At 43.0% G+C, this 4,144-nt stretch carries 4 protein-coding genes and 1 tRNA gene; 3 read left to right on the top strand and 2 right to left on the bottom strand.

Annotated elements, in window-relative coordinates; genetic code table 11:
* Window positions 1–525 precede the first annotated feature (525 nt).
* On the top strand, window positions 526–1,518 hold the full coding sequence (dusB, locus tag ACYZZR_RS13250) for a tRNA dihydrouridine synthase DusB (RefSeq protein ID WP_461534488.1): 993 nt from the start codon (window positions 526–528) through the stop codon (window positions 1,516–1,518).
* Window positions 1,519–1,544: 26 nt separating this feature from the next.
* On the opposite strand, the gene ACYZZR_RS13245 is transcribed toward dusB, so the two are convergent.
* Window positions 1,545–2,750: an ABC transporter permease gene (locus ACYZZR_RS13245; protein WP_461534487.1), complete on the bottom strand. Its 1,206-nt coding sequence runs from the start codon at window positions 2,748–2,750 to the stop codon at window positions 1,545–1,547.
* Window positions 2,751–2,829: 79 nt separating this feature from the next.
* Window positions 2,830–3,222, bottom strand: a complete 393-nt coding sequence (gene rbfA, locus ACYZZR_RS13240) for a 30S ribosome-binding factor RbfA (protein ID WP_461534486.1) — start codon at window positions 3,220–3,222, stop codon at window positions 2,830–2,832.
* 159 nt (window positions 3,223–3,381) lie between these two features.
* On the opposite strand from rbfA, the gene mce reads away from it, so the two are divergent.
* Window positions 3,382–3,813 (top strand): methylmalonyl-CoA epimerase, encoded by a 432-nt coding sequence (mce, locus tag ACYZZR_RS13235; protein WP_461534485.1) that lies wholly within the window; start codon window positions 3,382–3,384, stop codon window positions 3,811–3,813.
* A gap of 70 nt (window positions 3,814–3,883) precedes the next feature.
* Window positions 3,884–3,957: transfer RNA gene (locus ACYZZR_RS13230), tRNA-Ile, on the top strand.
* The last annotated feature ends 187 nt before the right edge of the window (window positions 3,958–4,144 follow it).

The raw sequence follows: 4,144 nt of genomic DNA, 5'->3' as shown, positions 1-4,144 counted from the left end.
CTCTGATACTTTTAATTCTCCCTTTTCAATCTGACTTACCAAACTTAATTTTAAATCCAAGTCAAAAACTCGTCGGGTTCCTGATTTTTTCATGTTGTATTATCTTGCGAAAAAGGGCAACCTATTTCAGGCGTAGTCATTCGGTATCGATTGCTGTAATGTTATATATCAGAAACCGTAGAGACGCAAAATTTTGCGTCTCCCCCCATTGACGAATGCGTCTCCCCCATTGACGAATTGATGTTATACGATAGGCAAGGTTTTCGGAAGATATTTTAATAAATTTATTCAATACAAATATGATTTGAATAAATTATTGATATAGGAAAACCCTAATAGAACTGGGGTTTTTGGAGACAAAGAGATTGAAGATTTGGCGAAGGGAGGAGCCTTAGTTCTGTTCTTTTCAACCATAGGATTACATTGGCGAGCTCAAAGAAAATCGGCGATATCTCTGCACTTTGACAATCTGCAAGGGCATTCGCAATTTTACTTTATCTTTGCAGCGCAATAAACTGTGGTATAGTGGTTGAGATAGGCAATATAGAATTAGGAGATTTTCCGCTTTTGCTGGCTCCTATGGAAGATGTGAGCGACCCTCCGTTCCGCGCATTGTGCAAGGAGCAGGGGGCAGATGTGGTGTATACCGAATTTATTTCGTCTGAGGGACTTATACGCGATGCGGCCAAGAGTGTACAAAAATTGGACATTTACGAAAAGGAGCGTCCGGTAGGGATACAGATCTTCGGTGCCGAACTCGATTCTATGCTGCAGGCAATTGATATTGTAGAACAATCTAATCCCGATATTATCGATATCAATTATGGCTGTCCGGTAAAAAAGGTAGTGTGTAAAAATGCCGGTTCCGGCATACTTCGCGATATTCCGCTTATGGTAAAACTTACCGAGGCAATAGTAAAGCGTACCAATTTGCCCGTAACAGTAAAGACCCGATTGGGATGGGACAGCAATTCTATAAAGATAGTAGAAGTAGCTGAACGACTTCAGGATGTGGGAATTAAAGCTATATCTATACACGGAAGAACCCGAGTACAGATGTATAAGGGAGAAGCCGATTGGCGACCTATAGCAGAGGTAAAAAACAATCCGAGAATGCATATTCCCGTTTTTGGCAACGGCGATGTAGACAGTCCGGAAAAGGCAGTCGAAATGCGCGACAAGTTCGGATTGGACGGAGCTATGATAGGGCGTGCCAGTATAGGATATCCGTGGTTTTTTAAGGAAGTAAAGCACTTTTTTAAAACCGGCACCCATCTCGCACCACCCACCATAGACGAAAGGGTAGAAGCCGCTCGAAGACACCTCAATATGGCTATCGATTGGAAAGGGGAGAAGTTGGGCGTATTTGAAACGAGAAGGCACTACACCAATTACTTCAAGGGAATACCCCATTTTAAAGAATACCGCCAGAAAATGGTCACCTCAGACGATGCCGCCGATGTTTTTGCAACTTTTGATGAGGTACTGGAAAAATTCGGAAATTATCAGTTTGTATAGGGTATAAGGGAAGTACAACAACTTTGTCACTGTTCCCGAATCAGTTTTTCCGAAATACGTCCCGAAGCAATCCATGAGGCGATAAGTCCCAGTACAATTATGGTACCGAATACGATAAGCGTATTAGACAGGTGAATCTCTACCGGATAGGGCAGGGAAGGGGTGATGAGAAGCCATCCAAAGGCAATCTGTGAGAGGGTGAGCAACGCCCCTAATACGATACCCATAACCCCTCCTATCAGAGTTACCATAACTCCTTGTATAAAGAAGATGCGCCTGAGTTGCTTCAAAGGAGCTCCCATACTGAACAGCGTATTCAGATTTTTTCGCTTGTCTAGTATCATCATGATAATTGCCCCTACCACATTAAAAAGTGCAATCACCAATACCAAGGTAAAGATGAGGTAAGTGGCCATATTTTCGGTATTGAGCATACGGTATAGCGCATCGTTTTGCTCTATGCGATCCCTTACCAGTACTTTTCCGTCGAAAACCTCAGATAATTGCGTTTTGGCCTGTGAAATACTGCCTCCCGGAGCGAGTTTTATATTGATACCGGTAATCTCATTCGGATTTTTGTGCAGCATTTTCTGCACCAGTTCCAAATCTGCAAATACGTATTTTTTATCCAGGTCTTCCGTAACGGCATAAACCCCCGAAACGGTGACAGCCACTTCGTTATACGGAGTAGATTGTGAAGTGATACTTCCCTTCCCCGGTTTGGGGACAAGCAACTTTAAGGGCGACTGATAGTCGTTTAAGGCTAGCCCTAGCAGACTTGCAGTACCTATACCTGTAACCACTTCGCGGAACTCGTGGTCAAACCAATTGCCGTAATACAGTATGCTATCTGTTTGTACTACTTTTGGATAAAGCGTATCGAGGCCTTTTACCAAGGCGACGTGGTTTTTCTGTTTGTGAGCTAGTAGGACTTGCTCTTCGATTTCTCTGGAATACCAAGCTATATCTTCAATTTTTGCAAGGTGCTCTTCCTCTTTGGCGGTAAAGGAAATAAACTTGCCTTCACTACTCGTTATTTTGAGGTCGGGATCAAAGACATTGCTAAAAGAAAGCGAAAAGGTTTTGAGACCGGCAAAGGCAGCGAGAACGATAAACAGGGCTGCAGCGCCTATAACCACCACCAAAAAAGTAACCAGATTGATGATATTCACCGCATTCTGACTGCTTTTAGAGATCAGGTATCGCTTTGCTATGTATATCGGAAAGTACACTTTATATGCAACCGGATTTATCGATTTTTATTGTAACTCACTGTCGGGACTTAAAAGCTCTTAACTCAGGCAAGGACGATTAAGACTTTTTTCTCTTGTCGAGCATATCCGGGTTCTGAATGGGATTTTCTGTTCCCTTAAGCGATTCCTCTATCTTGTCTATATACTCTAGAGAATCGTCTATAAAAAAGTCTATTTCTGGAACCCTTCTCAATTGGTTTCGAGTGCGTTGTGCGAGCTCGTGTTTTATAAGTGGGCCGTTGGATTTTATACCCGCCATAAGTTCGCCGCTCTTGGCATTTGGAAAAATACTGAGGTATGCCTTAGCGATTGAGAGATCGGTAGTAACCGATACTTTGGTCACGGAAATCAGCACCCCCTGCATTCCGTTCTCCGAGGCAGCGCGCTGCAGTATATCGGCCAAATCGCGCTGAATTACTCCTGCTATTTTCTTTTGTCTGTTACTTTCCATGGTACAAAAATAGCAAATACAGCAAAGCCGAGACCAGAGAAGGGAGATAAATCGTCTTTACACCGCTCAGATGCCCGTAAAAAAGAAGTGAAATCGAGGGATACAACACATTTTTGGGCACAGCCTTCGAATAAGTATATTTGTACAAACACCCGAAATATGAAAAAAATAGAACATATCGGTATTGCTGTTTCCAATATAGAAGCCGCCAACGAAGTATACACCAAATTGTTGGGTGTGTCGCCCTATAAAACCGAAGAGGTGAAGAGCGAAGGGGTAAAGACCTCTTTTTTTCAAGTAGGAGAAAGCAAGATAGAGCTCTTAGAAGCGACCAATGTGGAGAGTCCTATTCACCGTTTTATAGAGAAGAGGGGAGAGGGTATACACCATATAGCCTTTGATGTAGACGATATCGAAGCGGAGATCAGCAGGTTGCAAAAAGAAGGCTTTACGGTATTGAACGAGACTCCTAAACCCGGCGCCGACAACAAGAGGGTTGTCTTTCTACACCCCCGAGATACCAAGGGAGTGCTGGTAGAACTTTGTCAGGATATTTCACGGCCTTTATCCGCAGAAAAAACTGCAAAATAAGGCCGATTAAAAACAGCGAAAAGTTTGCAGCAAATTAAAATATGTAGTAATATTGCATCCGCAAAATGCGGGTCCTATAGCTCAGCTGGTTAGAGCACCTGACTCATAATCAGGGGGTCCCTGGTTCGAGCCCAGGTGGGACCACCTTAGGTAAAGCCTTCGAGAAATCGGGGGCTTTTTTTTATGGTTTTTTAGGCACTTTCAGAAGTAAGCTAATTTCCGAAAAAAACAGACAACAAACTCTGGTGATTTTATATGGATCACCGGAGTTTTTTCTTTTTTGAGGATACCTTAGGTGTTTTAGCCGGATTGTCGTACCAAAAAGACATAG

The sequence above is a fragment of the Sinomicrobium sp. genome, assembly GCA_029266035.1.
GTDB lineage: Bacteria > Bacteroidota > Bacteroidia > Flavobacteriales > Flavobacteriaceae > Sinomicrobium.
This window is presented reverse-complemented; position numbering and strand designations above follow the sequence as displayed.